The sequence below is a fragment of the Sulfitobacter sp. M22 genome (assembly GCF_021736025.1).
Classification (GTDB): Bacteria; Pseudomonadota; Alphaproteobacteria; order Rhodobacterales; family Rhodobacteraceae; genus Sulfitobacter; species Sulfitobacter litoralis.
The window spans coordinates 1,553,586-1,571,432 of record NZ_WMEC01000001.1 but is presented as its reverse complement, the minus strand read 5'-3'; the positions used below and the strand labels follow the sequence as shown (position 1 = coordinate 1,571,432).

The window sequence follows — 17,847 nt, the reverse complement described above, 5'->3', positions numbered from 1 at the left end:
CGCGAGGGAAGCTTTCGTCAGCTTTCTACGTCAAAGCTGAGCCCCGCATTGGCGGTCAGCCGGTCGATGATCGCGCTGCCAAAGACGGGTGCCGCCGTCAGCACGCCACCGGGGGCGGATGCGGCCTCTTCGATCAGGCAGATAGCGGCTTCGGTCAACATCTTGGAGGTAGACCCGTAGCCCGGATCGCGGTCGCCCTTAACGCCGACAGTCAGCCGCTCGCCCCCGTCGGAAACGCCGGAGAACATCAGGTCATAGCTGCCGTTGTCGCGTTCCTCTTTCGAGGGGCCTTCGCCGGGTTTGATATCACCGTCGCCCATGGGGTTGGATTTGGCGATGCTGCTGGCGATTGCCTCGCCTTTCTCGCCTTTGCCGGTGAACATCATCTCTTCGTAGGTGAAATCCGTGCCGTAGGGGTGGCCCATCAACATGTTTGATCGGTGCACGTTCTTGGTGTTGATCGATGCCATCACGAAGGGGGCGACCCAGATGCCGAAATCAGGGTCTTCGTAGGGCTTGTTGCCGTACGGCTGTGTCGGCCCCTCGAACCCCGGTGTCAGTGCGAAGGATGAGACCAAGCGTTTCATCACATCGGGATCACCCATGGCCAGCTTCATCGTCTCTTTGCCCGACGCGGCTGTCCCGCCAGAGAAGGTCCCCTTCATGCCGCGCACCCGACCTTTGACGTCTTTCAGCGGCGCGCCAAAGCGTTTCTGCGCCTCTTGTTGCAGAAAATAGACGCCCATGTCGAAGGGAATGCTGTCGAAGCCACATGAATGCACGATGCGCGCACCGCTGGCTTTGGCAGCATCGTTGTATTTCTCGATCATGTCCCACATGAAGGGCGGCTCGCCCGACAGGTCGACGTAATCGGTGCCGGCTTTGACACAGGCCGCGACCAGCGGTTCGCCATACAGCAGATAGGGGCCGACCGTGGTGATGATGACCCGCGCCCGTGCGACCATCGCGTCCAGCGACGCCGGGTCAGAGGCATCTGCCTCGATCAGGGGCGTATCGGCAGGCAGGCCCATCTCGTCGCGCACCGACGCAAGCTTGGATGCGCTGCGACCGGCCATGGCCCAGGGACGATCCGGATAGGTCGCGTGGATGTATTCCGCGACCAGCCGCCCCGTAAATCCAGTTGCGCCGTAGATGATGATATCGAATTCAGCCATGTGCCGTTCCTCCCCGATTGGTTGCATGTCTTTGCGCAACTATGGGGCGAGGCAGGCGGTATTGACCATCACCGAGTTTGGGAACGCTGCGTCGGGGTGCAAAAGAAACGGGCCGCAGCAGATGCTACGGCCCGTCTCGAAGTCAGTAAGCTGCGTTCAGATCACTCTGCGGGGAGCTTCCACGCGTCGCGGTCGATGTCCAGATCGGCATAGTCATCGGGGTTCAGCACAGGACGTTCGATGCCGGCCTTAAGCTGCTGGCGGAAGTCGCGCAGCAGGCGCATGGCCACAGGAAACAGCATCATGATCGCAAGCAAGTTGACCAGCGCCAGAATTCCCATCATCGGATCCGAGAAGAAGAACACCGCTGTCGCCGCCGGTGCTGTCGCCCCAAGGAAGACAATGGCGATGATCGCGATCCGCAGACCCAGAATACCCAAGGGGCTTTTGGTCAGTACCGTCATCGCGTTTTCACCCAGATAGTAGTTGTAGATGATCGACGAGAACGAGAACAGCAAGATCGCGCCGCTCAGGAAGTACTGCACCCATGTGCCCAGATGCGACACCATGCTTTGCTGCGTCAGCGCCACACCGTCGATGCCTTCGGCACCGGGGACATAGACATCGCCCAGCAAGATCACGAAGGCCGTGCACGAACAGATGATGATCGTGTCGATAAAGACCGAAAACGACTGTGTGATGCCTTGGCTGATCGGGTGGCGTACCTCTGCCGTGGCAGCCACGTTCGGGGCCGAACCCAGACCCGCTTCGTTCGAGAACAGACCGCGACGCAGACCTTGGGCGACGGCCGCCCCCATGCCACCACCGACGGCTTCTTGCAGGCCGAAGGCATTGGTGACTATGTCATAGATCACGCCGGGCAGGCTGGTGATGTTCAGCAAGATCACGATCAGCGCCATTCCCAGATACCCGATGGCCATGATCGGCACGACAACGTCCGACACTTTGGCAATGCGGTGGATGCCACCAAAGATGATAAAGCCCGAGATGATCGCCAGCGCGATGCCGGTCCAGAGGCGGTCAATGCCAAAGCTGTCTTGCATGGACCCGGCGACTGTGTTGCCCTGGAACGCGTTAAAGCCGAGGCCGAAGGCGGCAATCAGGCAGATCGCGTAAACCACGGCCAGCCAGCGGTATTCTTTGCCCAACCCGTGAATGATCGCGCCAGCCGGACCGCCGCGGTAGGTGTGCTCTCCGACTTTGCGTTTGAAGAGCTGCGCGAGCGAACATTCAACAAGGCTGGTGGCCATGCCGACCAACGCGATGGCCCACATCCAAAAGACAGCACCGGGACCGCCAAGGGTGATCGCAACCGCGACGCCCGCGATGTTGCCGCCGCCGACACGTCCGCCGACCGACACCAGCAGCGCTTCGCGTGCCGAAATCTGATTGGAATCATCCGCGTTATTCTTGTTCGACAGGACGCGGAACATGCGGCCAAAGTATTCAATCTGCACGAAACCGGTCGCGATGGTGATGAAGATACCGAAAATGACGAGGATCGGGATCAGCGACCATCCCCAGGTGAAGTCTCCGATCCAGCCGAAGAGAAGTTCAAGAAATTCCATAATTATGTCCCTATGTTTTGCCGCGTTTTAAGGCGATCGTGCCCAAAGCGTAAAGCCGAATGACGCGGCAAGATGGATGGGCCAATCCTGTCGCATCTAGTGCATTGAAACTTATGGGCTTAATTTTTAGGCAAACGAGGGACGGAGTGGTTATTTGGGGGGTTAAACCGCCATCTCTCCGCATTGGTCTGTCGCCAGATAGCGTTGTAGCGCGTCGAAATCGCTTTGCTGGCTCAACGCGAACTGGATTTTCACAAAGGCCATTTCAGGTGTCATCTGGCCACCATCGACCGCGCCGCTGTCTCGCAGCGCCTTTCCCGCAGCATAGGTGCCGATCTGCATGCCGCCTTCGGCACATTGGCTGACGGCGACCACCAGAACGTTTCCGTCTTGGGCCTTGCGCAGCGCGGCGCGCAGGGCAGGGCTATCCGGGACCGTACCCGCCCCAAAACAACGCAGGACGATCCCGTCGCAGGTGCCCGCTGCGTGATCCAGCAAGGCGGCGCTGAAACCGGGGGTGACGGTCAGCACTGCGACCTCATGCGGGCGCAGCGGGCTAAGATCGGGGGCAGGGGCTGCACTGCGCGGCACGCAGTCGGTGGGCGCGGCGGTAAAGGCGTCCAGCGCTTGCGAATGGGCCTTGCGCACGCGTGCGCCATGCAATTTTTTTCCGCCGAACTGGACCCAGACACCAGCCGCCGCCGTACGGGCAGTGGTCAGCGCATCGATTAGATTTGCAGTGCCATCGGTGTTGGGCACGGTCAGCGGGCGCATGGCACCGGTCACGATCACGGGGCGTGCCAGTCCGGGCAGCGCAAGGCACAGCGCAGCGGCGGTATAGGCCAGCGTATCCGTGCCATGGGTTACAACAAACCCGTCAAAGCGATCACGGTGCTGGTGGATGGTTTCAGCGATGCGCAGCCAGTCCTGCGGCGTAGCTTGGGCGGAATCGATCAAGGGATCAAGCCTCAGCACCTCGACTGTGTCTGCGACGACACCACCGGCAACCAAGGCAGCCACGGCGTCTTCGACCACGCCCGCACGCGGTGCGAATCCGTCGGGGGTCTGGGCCATGCCAATCGTGCCACCGGTATGGATCAATAATATCGCCATGCTGCACCCTTTGTGCTGATTGCCCCTGCAAAGGCCTCTGTTGGTGCCGCACGCGGACCAGATGCGCCCGCTGCTGTCAAGCCGGCATCAGGCGGGATAGATTGTCATGCGTCGGGCGGACCCGATCAGAGTACCGGCACAGGGTGACAGTCAGGCCCTGTCAAAGGTATCGGCCTTCGTGATCGCTTTGCGAAGCGCGGCGCTAAAGCGATCCATCATCGCGGTATCCTCAGACAACGCGTGGCGCAGGGATCGGGACAGTTCTAATTGCACGCCCGCGCCGCTGAGGGTGCGATTGCAGATGTTGGTCGGATGCACGCCGGGCAACGCCGTGTTCAGTTCGGCCGCAAACCCCGCGTCGCGCAGGGCGTCGCCAATGGCGTCGCGCAGGCCTTCGGCACGCCCCCCGAGCCAGACCGCGTCGGTACCGTCGTTCTTGCGCCCGTGCACCGCGACCGACGTGACAGATCGCGCCACCAATGCCAGCGCGTTGGGTTCATCAAACCGGTGCGAGGTGATGTGGAAATCGCCATGGGCACCGGGGTGGAGCGCCTCGAACAGATAGAACGACAGATCATCCGCCGCCACCGCCTGCGCGATTTGCGCCGTCTCGGGCTCGATCGTGCCCCCATGTGGTGCAAGGATCACAACGGGCGTGCCGCGATCCTTGACTGTGATCTGGTAATCTTTCCCTGCCTCATGCGCGGCGGCAAGCGTGGCGAAATCGGGATATCGGTCGGCCATGTATGTCCTTTCCAGCGTGCAGAGGGGGGCGGCTATACGTCCAGCTTGGTCACGGTCTTGGAGATTTTGCCATCTGTACGGCGCAGGGCGACCATCTCTCCAAAACGGATATGCAACCAGTCATCGCCGTCTTCGGTCAGCGGTTCAGACGCGAAAATGGCCGAGGTCGCTTCCCCTTCGGCGCTGCTGTCGACCTTGTAGCTGTCGGCGTAGTCCTGATAATTTTCACCCATCAGCAGGTACATCGGTTCCAGTAGCATCGACAAAGAATAGTCGTCGGTGCCGGGGCCTGCCTTGCGCAGCTCTTTCCAGTCACCCTTGGGCGCTGTTTCGCCCTTGTGACCTGCGCCATAGTTCACGCCGATGATCCGGTCGGGGGACACCAGCGCGATCTTGAGCTTAGTGAGGGCCACCAAGTCCAGTTTGCGCACCGCCTCCAGCACCGCGCCAAGCAGCTTTTCAAACGCCGCTTGCACATCGTCATCGCCGTCGCCCTCCATCAGAGACAGCAGCAGCACATAGAAGAATTCGGTATCGGTTGTGCCCTTCATCTGGCGCAGGTATTCGTCTTTGCACAGCGTCAGCAATTCGCGTTGCAGCAGCCGCCAATGGGGCAAGGCCCCGTTCTGTGCGATGATCCACGTCGTGCCCTTGAACGAGAAGGGGTGGCAGTTTTCATCGGCCAACACGTTGCGCGCATCATAGGCCGCGGCGCGAACGTGGGCGAGCATGGTGCTGGCTTGAAGACTGGGAATGATCCCGGGGGCGTTGTCGTCATGAAACGCTGCCAGCGGGCGATGATACAGTAGCGGCTCTTCTGGTTTCAGCAGATGCGCGCTCCATAACCCAAATCCCCAGCCCGCGAGTTGCAGGTTCGGGTGCAGTTCGGGATCAAGGCTCTGGTTGATCAGGCTATTTTCCGGCTTGGTGAGCAGGCTTTCAAGCGGAATTTCGGGCCCGATATAGGCGAGAACGCGACACATAGGTTTCCTATCTCTTCAAAGGGCGATCACGAGCATCAGGGCAAAAGCGCTGCGCCGTGTCTTTGTGGCAGGACAGGTAGAGCGTTACCGATCAAAGGCCAGATCACTGGCGGAATTAATAGTATACGATTTACTTGATCGTATTTATTTGGCAGAATGAGCGGGGAGAGGGGCGCGCCTATGACACTTCGGCAATCGAAATCAGACATCCTGTTCGACAGGCTCCGACAAGACATCCTGACGCTGGAATTACCGCCTGGCATGGTCCTGCGCCTGCCTGCCTTGTCCGAACGCTATGCCATCGGGCTGACGCCCCTGCGCGAATGTCTGAACCGGCTTGCGGTGGAACAGCTGGTCGTGCCCGAGCATAACAAGGGCTTTCGCGTCACCCCGCTGACCCGTGCCGATCTGCTGGACCTTGAACGCAGCCGCGATGCCATCGAAGGCGCGATGCTGGCCCATTCCGTCAGCCACGCCGATGACGCGTGGGAGGCAGGGGTGATCGGCGCCTATCACCACCTGTCGCAAACGCCCGTGCCGTCGGTGATTCATGAAGATGACGCGCTTGCCCAATGGACACGGCGGCATCTGGCCTTTCACCAAGCGTTGGTCGCCGGTGCGCGTTCGCCTTGGATGGCGCGGTTTGCGGGGCAGTTGCAGGATCAGCTGGGCCGCTATCACCGCTTTATTCAGTCAGGCCTGCGCGATCTGACCCAAACCGCGCCATCGCTTGCGACCAAAGCGGCCGCTGTCTCTGCTGCTGGCATGGCGCTGGAACCGCACCGTGCGCTGTATCAGGCAGCACTTGATCACGACCCGGCTGCGGCGCTTGCGGCTTTTCGCCATCACACCGGCCTCAGCATCGCCGCGTTCGAGGAGCTTTCGACGCTGATGCCTGCCCATTCGCCGTTTGCTAAGACCCTCGGCCCCCAATCGGAGACTCCCGCATGACCGGCTACAACCCCGCTGACGAGGGCGCGCAAATGTCCTTTGCCAAGGATATGTCCTATACCGATTACTTGTCGCTCGACCCGATCCTCGGGGCGCAGAACTGCAAATCGGACGCCCATGATGAGATGTTGTTCATCATCCAGCACCAGACGTCCGAGCTGTGGATGCGTCTGTGCCTGCACGAGCTTTCCTCTGCCCGGACCCATTTGGCCCAAGGCGATTTCGCCCCCGCGATGAAGATGCTGGCCCGTGTGGCGCGGATTTTTGAACAGCTTAACAGCGCGTGGGACGTGCTGCGCACAATGACCCCCAGCGAATACACTGATTTCCGCGATGACCTTGGTGCGTCGTCGGGGTTCCAATCGCATCAATACCGGCTGATCGAATTCATCCTCGGCAACCGCAATCGCGCGATGATGAAGGTGCATGAACACCGCCCGGAACTGCACCATATGTTGACGCAGGAATTGGACACGAAATCGCTGTATCACGTGGCGCTTGACCTGCTGGCAGAGGCGACCGGGCAAAGCTTTGACACGCATGTCTATACGCTGGACACCCCCCATGCGGCGGATGATGCGGTCATGCAGGCGTGGATCACTGTATACAAAGACCCGCGCGCCCATTGGCAGCTGTACGAGCTGGCTGAAAAGCTGGTCGATCTCGAAGATTACTTTCGCCGCTGGCGGTTCAACCATGTGACCACGGTGGAACGCATCATCGGCTTTAAACGCGGCACGGGCGGCACGTCGGGGGTGAAATACCTGCGCCGGATGCTCGAAGTCGAACTTTTCCCCGAACTCTGGAACTTACGAGGTGCCCTGTGACCCAACTGCCGATGAAAGACCGCTTCTCCCTGCCCGAGGGCATGATCTATCTTGATGGAAACTCGCTAGGGCCGCTGCCTGTGGGCACGGCCGAAAAGGTGCAAGATGTGGTGCAGGCGCAATGGGGCGCGCATCTGATCAAAGGCTGGAACCTTGACGGCTGGATGGCCCAGCCCGCAAGGGTCGGCAACCGCATCGCTCGCTTGATCGGCGCGCCCGAGGGGACGGTGACCATGGGCGACACGCTATCGGTCAAAGTGTTTCAGGCTTTGTCTGCCGCGTTAAAGATGCGCCCTGACCGGCGGGTGATCCTGTCGGACAGCGGCAACTTTCCATCGGATCTGTATATGGCCGAAGGGTTGATCAACCAACTGGGGCAGGACTACGAGCTGCGTATCGTCGCCCCCGAAGAGGTGGCCGGTGCCATGACCGACGACGTCGCGGTCGCGATGATCACGCAGGTCGATTACCGCTCGGGCCGGATGCACGATATGGCTCAGGTGACCGCGGCGGCCCATGGGGCTGGGGCGGTGATGCTGTGGGATCTGGCGCATAGCGCAGGGGCCGTGCCCGTCGATGTATTGGCCTGCAATGCAGAATTCGCCGTTGGCTGCACCTATAAATACCTCAACGGCGGGCCGGGGGCCCCGGCATTCATCTATGCCCGGCCTGATATTGTTGCTGAAATCCAACCCGCGCTGGCTGGATGGCTGGGGCATGATGCGCCTTTCGCGTTTGAAACAGGCTATCGTCCGGCACCCGGCATCGAACGCATGCGCGTCGGGACACCTCCTGTGATCCAACTGGCCGCGCTGGAACACGCGCTGGGCGTTTGGGACGACGTGGATGTGGCTGACTTGCGTGCCAAGTCCGTCGCGCTGAGCGAACTTTTCATCCAGCTTGTCGAAAAGCATTGCCCCGAGCTGACGCTGGCCAGCCCTCGTGACGCAAGCCACCGCGGCAGTCAGGTGTCGTTTGCATCCAAGAATGGCTATGCGGTGATGCAAGCCCTGATTGCGCGCGATGTGATTGGTGATTTCCGCGCGCCCGACATCATGCGCTTTGGTTTCACGCCGCTTTATATCGACGAGGCCGACGTGCGCGGTGCGGTGGATATTCTGGCCGATATTCTGAACACCCGCAGCTGGGATCGACCCGAGTATCATCAAAAGCGCGATGTGACCTGACCGGCACAAACCATGCTCTGCCACAGCAAGCGACATCGGGACGCAGCGCTGTGGCGGGGCGCGTCTTGGCGATGGTTATTCGCGCAGTTGGGCGCTATGGTTGTGCCATGCTTGATCTACAGTCCCGTCCGAAATGCAGTGAATGCCCGATCCGTCACCGTGCCGTTTGTGCGCGCTGCGACGACGACGAGCTGCTGATGCTTGAACAGATCAAAACCTATAAGTCATTCAAGGCGGGGGATCAGGTGCTGTGGCGCGGCGACGGGCTGACTTATGTCGCGTCGGTCGTGGCAGGCGTCGCCAGCCTTGGGAAAACGATGGAAGACGGGCGCACCCAGATGGTCGGCTTGCTGTTGCCGTCGGATTTTATCGGCCGTCCTGGGCGCGAGGCGATTGATTTCGATGTGGTGGCGGTGACCGATGTGACGCTGTGCTGCTTTCACCGCAAACCCTTCGAGGCCTTGATCGAAACCACGCCCCATATTGCCCAACGGCTGATGGAAATGGCGCTGGATGAACTGGACGCCGCACGCGATTGGATGCTGTTGCTGGGCCGCAAGACCGCCCGCGAAAAGATCGCGACCTTCATCGAAATGCTGGTGCGCCGACAACAGCTTACCATCGCCGACGCAATGGATCAGGAGCTTGTTCTGCCCCTGACGCGGCACGAGATCGCCAACTACCTGGGTCTCACGCTCGAGACTGTCAGCCGCCAGCTTGGCGCGATGAAGAAAGAGCGTATCGTCCAGTTCGTTGACCGCCGCAGGTTCCGCGTGACCGACCTTGAGGCGCTGCACGTGGCGTCAGGTGACGACTGCCTCTAAAGATATTTTTCTACTGATTTGATCTGCATCAACGCGGATGCCCATATGGTAGTGTCTGATGCCTGCACCTTCATAGGAGAGTGCAGCATGTACAAGAATATCCTGATCCCCGTTGTTTTCGAGACCCCCGAAATCACCCAGACCGCTTTTGACGCGGCGCAGGCGCTGGCGTCAAAGGATGCCAAGCTGACGTTGCTTCACGTGATTGAAACAGTGCCGATCTATGTCGCGGACTATATTCCCACGGACGTTTTTAGCGTCGCCCGCGAGACGGTACAGGCGCAGCTGGAAGCGTTGGCGCTAGAGCTGCCCGAGTGTACCACCGCCATTGCTGACGGGCGGGCGGGACCGCGGGTGACCCGCTGGGCCGAGGAAAAAGGGATGGACTGCATCGTCATCGCGTCGCACCAGCCGGCGTTTTCGGACATCCTGCTTGGCTCTGTCGCGCAATATGTGGTGCGCCACGCCAAATGCGCGGTCCATGTCGTCAGATAATCGGCACCCTCACGGGCAAACTTGACCCAGATCAAAGACCGGTTCGCGTGGCCCCTTTACGCCCAAAGCGCGAACAGGAAAGCGCCGCCCCGATCAGGGCGGGCGCATACATAGAGGTCCGATATGAATTACTTGAAACTCGTCATTCTGGCGCTGGTGGCGTTGATCGCTGCGATGGGGGCCAGTTGGGCACGTGATATCGCCTATCAGGTGCATGCGCTGATCATCATGAGCATCGCGGGGGGCATGTTTTTATGGGTCCTGCGCCACACGGACGAGCCTGAGCGGCCGCGGCCCATGTCCACCGGCTATGCCGATGGGGTGATCCGCGCAGGCGTGATTGCCACGGCGTTCTGGGGGATTGCGGGGCTGCTGGTGGGGACGTTTATTGCGTTCCAATTGGCCTTTCCGGCGTTGAACTTTGACTGGGGGCAACCCTTTACCAACTTCGGCCGACTGCGCCCTCTGCATACGTCGGCGGTGATTTTTGCCTTTGGCGGCAACGCGTTGATCGCGACCTCTTTCTATGTGGTGCAGCGCACCTGTTCGGTGCGGTTGTTTGGCGGCAACCTCGCGTGGTTTGTGTTCTGGGGCTATCAGCTGTTCATCGTGCTGGCCGCCACCGGGTATCTGCTGGGGTCCACGCAATCCAAAGAATACGCAGAGCCCGAATGGTACGTCGATATCTGGCTGACGATCATCTGGCTGTGCTATCTGGCGGTGTTTCTGGGCACGCTTATTATCCGCCGCGAGCGGCATATCTACGTCGCCAACTGGTTCTATCTTGGCTTTATCGTGACCGTCGCGATGCTGCATGTGGTCAACAACCTATCAGTGCCGGTCAGCCTCTGGGGGTCGAAATCGGTGCAGGTTTTTGCCGGTGTTCAAGATGCCATGACACAGTGGTGGTACGGGCATAATGCGGTCGGCTTTTTCCTGACGGCGGGCTTTCTGGGGATGATGTATTACTTCGTGCCCAAACAGGCGAACCGCCCTGTCTATTCCTACAAACTGAGCATCGTCCACTTCTGGTCCCTGATCTTTCTTTATATCTGGGCGGGGCCGCACCACCTGCATTACACCGCGCTGCCTGACTGGGCGTCGACGCTTGGCATGGTGTTCTCGATTATCCTGTGGATGCCCAGCTGGGGCGGTATGATCAACGGCCTGATGACGCTGCAAGGGGCGTGGGACAAGCTGCGCACCGATCCGATCTTGCGGATGTTCGTACTGTCGCTTGGCTTTTACGGCATGTCCACGTTCGAGGGTCCGATGATGTCGATCCGCGCCGTGAATTCGCTGAGCCACTATACCGACTGGACCATCGGACACGTCCATTCCGGTGCCCTTGGCTGGAATGGCATGATCACCTTTGGTGCGCTTTATTTCCTGACGCCGCGGCTTTGGGGGCGCGCAAAGATGCATTCTATCTCGGCGATCAACTGGCACTTCTGGTTGGCGACCATCGGCATCATTTTCTACGCGGCCAGCATGTGGGTCACCGGCATCATGGAGGGCCTGATGTGGCGCGAGGTCGATGATCAGGGGTTCTTGGTCAACTCCTTTGCGGACACCGTGGCGGCGAAATTTCCGATGTATGTGGTGCGTGGCATGGGCGGTATTTTGTACCTTAGCGGCGCGCTGATCATGGTCTGGAACATGTGGATGACGATCAAAGGGGGCGCAAAACAGTCCGCACCCGTTGGCGTTCCGGCGGAATAGGGGCAATCACAATGGCACATAACAGTAAAATCACCGATCCCGCGCAGGATCCCAATGTCTCGACCCTGTCGGACGCTCCGCAAAAGATTCCGAACGAGCTGCCGCATCACACCGCATTGGTGAACCGGCACGCGATCCTCGAGAAAAGCCCGACGCTGTTGTTGATCGCGTCGCTGCTGGTGGTATCCATCGGCGGCATCGTCGAAATCGCACCGCTGTTCTGGCTTGAAAATACGATCGAAAAGGTCGAGGGCGTGCGCCCTTATTCCCCTCTCGAACTGACGGGGCGCGACATCTATGTGCGCGAGGGATGCTATCTATGCCACAGCCAGATGATCCGCCCCATGCGCGACGAAGTCGAACGTTATGGGCATTATTCGCTGGCGGCGGAATCCATGTATGACCACCCGTTCCAATGGGGGTCGAAACGCACCGGACCGGATGTGGCACGTGTGGGCGGTCGGTATTCCGATGCGTGGCATGTGGACCATCTGTCCGATCCGCAATCGGTCGTACCGGAATCCATCATGCCGAAATATGCGTTCCTTTCCGACACGCGGATTGACGCAGACCACGTGCAGGATCTGCTGAAAACCCACCGCTTTGTGGGCGTCCCCTATACGGACGAGCAGATCGAACAGGCCGCATCGGATTTCAAGGTGCAGGCTGACCCGGATGCCGACTATGACGCGATGCTTGCGCGGTATCCCGGTGCTGCGGTGTCGAACTTTGACGGTGCGCCCGAACTGACCGAGATGGACGCGCTGATCGCGTATTTGCAAGTGCTGGGGACGATGGTCGATTTCTCGACCTTTACCCCCGACGCCAGCCGATAAGGAGGTTTTGCAATGGATACCTATTCATTCCTGCGTCAGCTGGCAGACAGCTGGGTTCTGCTGGCGATGTTCAGCTTTTTCGTGGGCGTGATCCTGTGGGCTTTCCGGCCCGGCAGCTCTGACACCTATGCCGCCGTGGCGCGCATTCCGCTGCGCGAAGACGCGCCCGCTGCGTGCAGGGGCTGTAACGGCGCAGACTGCGCCGCCAAGAAAGGAGCCCGAAATGACTGATCACAAGCAAGACGATGTGACCGGCATCGAAACGACGGGCCACAGCTGGGACGGCATCGAAGAGCTGAACACCCCGCTGCCGCGCTGGTGGCTTCGGACGCTGTATCTGACGATCATCTGGGGCATCGGCTATAGTGTGGCCTATCCCGCGTGGCCAATGATTTCAGGGGCGACGAGCGGTCTGTTGGGCTGGTCCACCCGCGCCAATGTGGCGCAGGACATCGACGCGCACGCGCAAAAGAACGCGCAGCTGGTGACGGATTTGCTGGGCACCGATATGGAAGCGTTGCCACAAGATGCCGACCTCAACCGCTATGCTATCGCGCGTGGCGGGGCAGTGTTTCGCGCGAACTGTTCGCAGTGTCACGGGTCGGGCGCGGCAGGGGCCAGGGGCTATCCGAACCTGCTGGACGACGACTGGCTTTGGGGTGGCGCGATGGCGGACATCGAATACACGGTGCGCCATGGCATCCGCAACGAACAGGACGCCGATGCGCGCTACAGCCAGATGCCTGCTTTTGGCGCGATATTGGGCAAGGATGAGATCGCGGGGGTTGTTGAACACGTGATCTCGCTTTCGTCGTCGGACTTTGATGCGGCGCTGGCCGAAACGGGTGCCGAGGTGTTTGCAGATAACTGCAGCGCTTGCCACGGTGATGCGGGGCAGGGTGATCGCAGTCAGGGTGCCCCTAATATTGCCGATGCGATCTGGCTGTACGGCAGCGGCCGGCAGGCGCTGACCCAAACTGTGACGAATGCGCGTTTCGGCGTTATGCCCCCCTGGGGCGGGCGGCTGGAAGAGGCCGATATCCGCGCGGTTTCTGCCTATGTCCACTCTCTTGGAGGGGGGGAATAGCGTAGAAAGCTGACGGTGGCGGCTCTGCCCGAGCGCCACTGTCCATCCCCAAGGCGGTCCTGTTCGCAAAACGAACCGCTTTGGGGGTGTTTTTGACTCAGATCAAAGTGCGCTGTCTTGACCTTCGATAAGGTGGCGGTGCGAACAGGATACATCTGATGACACAAACGTCACCTCCATCTCTTTATGCCCCGCGAGTGCCGGTTTTTCCGCGCCGCGTCGACGGGTTCTTCCGCCGCTTTAAGTGGGGTATCATGGCCGTTACGCTGGGGATATATTATCTCACCCCGTGGCTGCGGTGGGACCGCGGGCCCAACTTGCCGGATCAGGCGGTGCTGATCGATCTGGCGCATCGGCGGTTCTATTTCTTCTGGATCGAGATCTGGCCCCATGAATTCTATTTCGTCGCCGGTCTGTTGATCATGGCGGGGCTTGGGTTGTTTCTGTTTACCTCTGCTTTGGGGCGTGTGTGGTGTGGTTATGCCTGCCCGCAAACGGTCTGGACCGATCTGTTCATCCTTGTCGAACGCTGGATCGAGGGCGACCGCAATGCCCGCGTCCGACTGCATCACGCGGGCTGGAGCGCACGCAAACTGCGCCTGCGCGTCACCAAATGGGTGCTTTGGCTGGGGATTGCGGTGGCGACAGGCGGGGCGTGGGTGTTCTACTTTACCGATGCACCGCAGCTGGCCCTTGATCTGGTCACGCTCGACGCGGCTCCGGTGGCCTATATGACCATCGCGATCCTGACCGCCACGACATTTCTGTTGGGGGGCTTTATGCGGGAACAGGTCTGTATCTATATGTGTCCCTGGCCGCGTATCCAGGCCGCGATGATGGACCCCGACACGATCACGGTCGCCTATCGCGACTGGCGCGGAGAGCCGCGCGGAAAGGGCAATCTGCGAAAACGCGAACGTGCCGCCGCTCAGCGCGCCCAAGACCAGATCGCCGCCGCATGGCCGGGGGCCGCGCGCTACGGGCCTACCCCATACCCCGACCGGGGGCGCGCCGCATTGCCCCCCGTTCCGCGCGCAGACACCCAAGGGGATTGCATCGACTGCATGGCCTGCGTCAACGTCTGCCCCGTGGGCATCGACATCCGCAACGGCCAGCAGATGGAGTGTATCACCTGCGCCCTGTGCATCGACGCCTGTGACGATGTGATGGCCAAGATTGGCAAGCCGCGCGGATTGATCGACTATCTGGCGCTGTCGGACGAGACAGCCGAACGCGCCGGCCAGCCGCCCAAGCCGCTGTGGCGTCATATTCTGCGACCGCGCACGCTGCTTTATACCGCCGCGTGGGCGTTGATCGGGGTCGCGCTGGTCTATGCGCTGTTCATCCGCAGTGCGATTGAACTGACCGTCAGCCCCGTGCGCAACCCGACCTATGTCACCCTGTCGGACGGCGCAGTGCGCAACATCTATGACGTACGCCTGCGCAACAAACAGGGGCGTGATGCCACCGTTCAAATTGGGATCACGAGCGACAGCGCGCTGACTGTCACGCTCGAAGGGCAGGGAAACGCGGGCGCAACCGTCGTGCTGCCTGCCAACCAGACGATCCTGCAACGGGTCTATGTCACCGCCGCGCCGCAAACCGAAGCGTCGACCGCTGATATGACGCAGTTGCGGCTGTGGGTCGAGGATACCGGCACCGGCGATCGCGCGTCGAAAGCCACCAGTTTCAATGGAAAGGACCGCTAGAATGGTACAGGAAATCAAAGGCTGGCATGTGTTCGGCGTCTTTGCCGCGGCGTTTAGCGTGATCATCGCGGTGAACCTGACGTTGGCATTTAATGCCGTGCACAGTTTTCCGGGGCTGGAGGTCAAGAACTCTTACGTTGCATCGCAAAGCTTTGACGTGGACCGCAAGGCGCAAGAGGCGCTTGGCTGGGAGGTGTCGGCAACCGTCACGCAGGGCGTGTTGCGGGTCGCGGTGCTGCGCGAGGGAGAGCCGCAAGAACCGCAGGTCACAAGCGCCGTTTTCGGACGGGCGACCAGCGTTGCGAATGACCAGAACCCGGTTTTCGTCTTTGACGGTCAGGCACTGGTCGCGCCTGTTGTGGCGGGACCGGGCAACTGGAACCTGCGCCTGAAACTGCGCGACGCCGAAGGCACGCTCTTTCAGCAACGTGTAATCGTAAAGGTAAAGGAATGAGCGCCATCGCCGCATGCCCCGGCTGCGTTGTAGCACCGGCAATCGCGCAGACGGCACCGCACTCGGGCCCGCCGGATCTGGTGCTGTCACTGCCCGCAATTCACTGCGCCACTTGCATCAACACGGTCGAACGCAGCCTGCGCGCCTTGCCGCAGGTCCGGTCGGCGCGGGTCAATCTGTCGCTCAAGCGTGTCTCGATCCACGCCAGCGATCTTGACGCCGAACAGGCGGTCGCCGCGCTGGATCGCGCAGGAATTGAGGCGCATCCGCTGGACCAAAGCCTGCTGGAAAGCCGGCAAGACGACATCGGGCGTGGGCTGCTGATCCGGCTTGCCATCGCCGGTTTCGCGATGATGAACGTCATGCTGTTTTCCGTTGCGATCTGGTCAGGGGCGTCAGATGCAACCCGCGCATTGTTCCACCTGATCTCTGCCGTGATCACCCTGCCTGCGGTGCTGTTTTGCGGCCAGCCGTTCTTTGCCAATGGGATGCGGGCGGTGCGCAGGGGCGGGCTAAACATGGACGTGCCGATCTCGCTTGCGATCCTGCTGGCTGCGGGGATGTCATTGTATGAGGTTCTGAACGGCGGGCATCACGCCTATTTTGACGCGGCATTGTCGTTGACATTTTTCTTGCTGGTTGGCCGCTATCTGGATCACCGGACCCGTAGCTCTGTCCATTCCGCCGCAAAGGAACTGGCTGCGCTCGAGGTGCAGACTGCGCAGCGCATTCATGGAACCGGTGTCGAAAGGGTTGCGGTCGGCCTTTTGCGCGTCGGGGACACGGTGCTGGTGCCGACAGGCATGCGCGTGCCTGTTGACGGGGTGCTGAACAGTGCCGCGGCGCAGGCCGACCGGTCATTTCTGACCGGCGAAAGCGCGGCTGTCGCCTTGACCCTTGGCGATGTGGTTCAGGCCGGAGAGATCAATCTGGGCGCGCCCTTCGAGATGACAGCGACTGCCGTGGGCGAAGATACAACCCTGCGCCGCGTTGCCGCGTTGGTTGAAATGGCCGAGAACAGCCGCAACAGCTATACCAATCTGGCCGACCGTGCCGCGCGCATCTATGCGCCGATGGTACATCTGCTGGCGCTGGCGGCCTTTGTCGGGTGGGTGGCCTATGATGGCGACCTGCGCCACGCGCTCAACGTGGCGGTTGCCGTGCTGATCATCACCTGTCCCTGCGCGTTGGGGTTGGCCGTGCCTGCGGTGGCAACCACGGCCATTGCACGACTGTTCGATATGGGGTTTCTGGTCAAATCAGGTACCGCCCTTGAACGGCTGGCAGAGGTGGACATGGCCGTGTTCGACAAAACCGGCACGCTGACGCGGCAGGGGAAACCCGCGCCACTGGCAGAGCTTCCGGTCCAGGAAGCTGCCATCGCAGGAGCCTTGGCCCAAGCATCGGCGCATCCGGTGGCGCAGGCTATTCTGGCAGCCTTGCCCGTTCATACGCCCGCTGAGCTGGCCGATGTCACCGAAGTCGCCGGGCAAGGTATGCAGGGGGACATCGACGGTGTGACTGTGCGGTTGGGACGTGGCGAATGGCTGGGGGCTGCGTTCTCCGGCACCGGTCTGCGCATCGGGAGCGCACCTGCCGTCCCGCTGGCCGTGACAGAGACCCCGCGAGAGGGGGCCGCAGATACGTTGGCATGGCTCTCCTCCCAAGGGATCACGCCGCAGATTCTAAGTGGCGATCAACAAGCTATTGTACAGGCGTTTGCCGCAAGGCTTGGCGTGCAGTCGGCCTGTGGCGATGTAAGCGCACCGCAAAAACATGATCGACTGGCGCAGCTTCAGGCGCAGGGGCACCGCGTGTTGATGGTCGGCGACGGGTTGAATGATACGGCTGCCTTGGCGCTGGCGCATGCTTCTGTCGCGCCGTCCTCGGCGCTGGATGCGTCGCGCAATGCGGCTGATGTGGTGATGCTGCGCGAAGGGTTGGACCGGTTCCCGCTGCTGATCGTAATCGCGCGCGCTCTGACCCGTTTGTCACGTCAGAACTTTGCCATCGCGGCGGGTTATAATGCCATCGCCATTCCGGTCGCGCTGCTGGGATATGCCACCCCGCTGCTGGCCGCGATTGCGATGTCGGCGTCGTCATTGACCGTTCTGGCCAACGCGATGCGCGTGAAATATGTGAAATGAGGCA

17 protein-coding genes are annotated in these 17,847 nt (G+C 60.8%); 12 read left to right on the top strand and 5 right to left on the bottom strand.

Annotated elements, in window-relative coordinates; all coding sequences use genetic code 11:
• Positions 1-17: 17 nt before the first annotated feature.
• From GLP52_RS07825 to GLP52_RS07805, 5 genes are all read right to left on the bottom strand, one after another.
• A complete protein-coding gene (locus GLP52_RS07825) occupies positions 18-1,175 on the bottom strand; it encodes a saccharopine dehydrogenase family protein (RefSeq protein ID WP_237272030.1) in 1,158 nt (385 codons plus the stop codon).
• A 161-nt stretch (positions 1,176-1,336) separates the two neighbouring features.
• Positions 1,337-2,764, bottom strand: coding sequence for an alanine/glycine:cation symporter family protein (locus tag GLP52_RS07820; RefSeq protein ID WP_237272029.1), 1,428 nt, complete (start codon positions 2,762-2,764; stop codon positions 1,337-1,339).
• Between the two features lie 162 nt (positions 2,765-2,926).
• On the bottom strand, positions 2,927-3,877 hold the full coding sequence (locus GLP52_RS07815; protein WP_237272028.1) for an asparaginase: 951 nt from the start codon (positions 3,875-3,877) through the stop codon (positions 2,927-2,929).
• Positions 3,878-4,027: 150 nt separating this feature from the next.
• Positions 4,028-4,621, bottom strand: coding sequence for a poly-gamma-glutamate hydrolase family protein (locus tag GLP52_RS07810; RefSeq protein WP_237272027.1), 594 nt, complete (start codon positions 4,619-4,621; stop codon positions 4,028-4,030).
• 32 nt (positions 4,622-4,653) lie between these two features.
• Positions 4,654-5,604 (bottom strand): class II glutamine amidotransferase, encoded by a 951-nt coding sequence (locus GLP52_RS07805; RefSeq protein ID WP_237272026.1) that lies wholly within the window; start codon positions 5,602-5,604, stop codon positions 4,654-4,656.
• Between the two features lie 180 nt (positions 5,605-5,784).
• Between GLP52_RS07805 and GLP52_RS07800 the strand changes: the two genes are divergently transcribed.
• The 12 genes from GLP52_RS07800 to GLP52_RS07745 all read left to right on the top strand — a co-directional run bounded on the left by GLP52_RS07800 (position 5,785) and on the right by GLP52_RS07745 (position 17,843).
• Entirely contained in the window at positions 5,785-6,555 is a 771-nt protein-coding gene (locus tag GLP52_RS07800) for a GntR family transcriptional regulator (protein WP_237272025.1), read from the top strand.
• Positions 6,552-7,382, top strand: a complete 831-nt coding sequence (locus tag GLP52_RS07795; RefSeq protein ID WP_237272024.1) for a tryptophan 2,3-dioxygenase — start codon at positions 6,552-6,554, stop codon at positions 7,380-7,382. The genes GLP52_RS07800 and GLP52_RS07795 overlap by 4 nt, the downstream gene beginning before the upstream one ends.
• An 11-nt stretch (positions 7,383-7,393) precedes the next feature.
• Complete coding sequence (gene kynU / locus GLP52_RS07790; protein ID WP_237272669.1) at positions 7,394-8,569, top strand: kynureninase; 1,176 nt, start codon at positions 7,394-7,396, stop codon at positions 8,567-8,569.
• Positions 8,570-8,640: 71 nt separating this feature from the next.
• A complete protein-coding gene (gene fnrL / locus GLP52_RS07785) occupies positions 8,641-9,393 on the top strand; it encodes a transcriptional regulator FnrL (protein ID WP_423837014.1) in 753 nt (250 codons plus the stop codon).
• 87 nt (positions 9,394-9,480) lie between these two features.
• Positions 9,481-9,888, top strand: coding sequence for a universal stress protein (locus GLP52_RS07780; RefSeq protein WP_237272022.1), 408 nt, complete (start codon positions 9,481-9,483; stop codon positions 9,886-9,888).
• A 123-nt stretch (positions 9,889-10,011) separates the two neighbouring features.
• On the top strand, positions 10,012-11,610 hold the full coding sequence (gene ccoN / locus GLP52_RS07775; RefSeq protein ID WP_237272021.1) for a cytochrome-c oxidase, cbb3-type subunit I: 1,599 nt from the start codon (positions 10,012-10,014) through the stop codon (positions 11,608-11,610).
• Positions 11,611-11,621: 11 nt separating this feature from the next.
• Complete coding sequence (gene ccoO / locus GLP52_RS07770; protein ID WP_237272020.1) at positions 11,622-12,446, top strand: cytochrome-c oxidase, cbb3-type subunit II; 825 nt, start codon at positions 11,622-11,624, stop codon at positions 12,444-12,446.
• A 12-nt stretch (positions 12,447-12,458) separates the two neighbouring features.
• Positions 12,459-12,677, top strand: a complete 219-nt coding sequence (locus GLP52_RS07765; RefSeq protein WP_093734204.1) for a cbb3-type cytochrome c oxidase subunit 3 — start codon at positions 12,459-12,461, stop codon at positions 12,675-12,677.
• Positions 12,670-13,533 carry a cytochrome-c oxidase, cbb3-type subunit III gene (gene ccoP / locus GLP52_RS07760; RefSeq protein WP_237272019.1) on the top strand — a complete coding sequence of 288 codons (864 nt, stop codon included), beginning with the start codon at positions 12,670-12,672 and terminating at the stop codon, positions 13,531-13,533. Before GLP52_RS07765 ends, ccoP begins: the two co-directional genes overlap by 8 nt.
• Positions 13,534-13,691: 158 nt before the next feature.
• A complete protein-coding gene (gene ccoG / locus GLP52_RS07755) occupies positions 13,692-15,242 on the top strand; it encodes a cytochrome c oxidase accessory protein CcoG (RefSeq protein ID WP_237272018.1) in 1,551 nt (516 codons plus the stop codon).
• Between the two features lies 1 nt (position 15,243).
• Entirely contained in the window at positions 15,244-15,696 is a 453-nt protein-coding gene (locus tag GLP52_RS07750; protein ID WP_237272017.1) for a FixH family protein, read from the top strand.
• The gene (locus GLP52_RS07745; RefSeq protein ID WP_237272016.1) at positions 15,693-17,843 is read left to right on the top strand and encodes a heavy metal translocating P-type ATPase; all 2,151 of its coding nucleotides are present in this window, start codon (positions 15,693-15,695) and stop codon (positions 17,841-17,843) included. The genes GLP52_RS07750 and GLP52_RS07745 overlap by 4 nt, the downstream gene beginning before the upstream one ends.
• Positions 17,844-17,847 lie beyond the last annotated feature (4 nt).